Raw genomic sequence first — 1,226 nt, forward strand, 5'->3', positions numbered from 1 at the left:
AGCTTCGGTGTTCTCTCCATCAAAAGATTTCGCATGGAGCTATCGTATCCAGCTTCTCTTATCTTGTTTAGAATATGGATAGCCTTAATCGAATCTCCACCCAAATCAAAGAAATTGTCGTTTACACTTACTCTTTCCATACCAAGTACATGTTCAAATGCCTCTACTACCAATTTTTCCGTCTGGGTCTTTGGTGCCTCATAACCCCTTATCATCTTACTTTCTTCAATATATTTTTCCGGGTCCGGCAATAATTTACGATCTACCTTACCATTTGCAGATAGTGGAATCTCATCTACCTGTATGAATTGTGCCGGGATCATATAATCAGGCAGATATTTGGCTAACTCTCTTTTTATTTCTGCCAATTCTACTGCCTCATCTGCAACAATATACCCACACAGCTGCTTCTCTCCATGTGAATCACTATAATCAGCGACTACGGACTGGTGAATATTTGGCAAATGATTGATACAGTGTTCTATTTCTCCCAGTTCGACACGATGTCCACGTATCTTTACTTGACTATCTTTTCTTCCAAGGAAGTCTACATATCCTTCCTGACGCATGACACCATAATCACCTGTTTTGTACAGATACCCTAATCTATGGTTGATAAAGGCGGCCTTCGTCTTCTCTTCTTCATTGAGATAACCTGCGGCGACTCCTTTTCCACCAATATGCAGTTCTCCTGGAACGCCTACCGGGCATTCTTCTCCACAATCATCCAGTACGTAAATTTGTTGATTTTTCAACGGATATCCATAAGGGATACTTTTCCACTCTGGCTTCACTTCTGTGATTGGGAAATAGATGGACCATATAGAGCCTTCCGTTGCTCCACCTAACCCGATCACTTGTGCTTTTGGCATTCTTGTTTTGATTTTCTCCGGCAAACCAAGAGAAATCCAGTCTCCACTTAGCATCACCATACGTAAGCGCTCTGCTGCAGATCTCCGCACTGTGTCTTGTTTTGTGCTTTCCAGATACATATCCATAATGGCCGGAACCGAATTCCATATCGTGATTTCTTCTTCGATCATGATCTGGTGAATGCTGGCCACATCTAAGAGATCGGGAATTAATACTAACTGGGCTCCACTAATGAGTGCTCCAAAAATATCATAGACAGATAAATCAAAGCTCATCGATGATAGGGCAATGATTTTATCTTCGCTGCCTACTTTGAATCTCTCATTAATATCTAATAGTGTATTCACTACTGC

At 41.4% G+C, this 1,226-nt stretch carries 1 protein-coding gene; it reads right to left on the bottom strand.

Features of this window, described 5'->3' with window-relative positions; all coding sequences use genetic code 11:
* The coding region (locus tag ACFVSN_RS45185; RefSeq protein WP_387959338.1) for a non-ribosomal peptide synthetase at positions 1-1,226 on the bottom strand (1,226 nt) is incomplete at both ends.

Source organism: Kitasatospora sp. NPDC057904, assembly GCF_042887925.1.
Lineage (GTDB): Bacteria > Actinomycetota > Actinomycetes > Streptomycetales > Streptomycetaceae > Kitasatospora.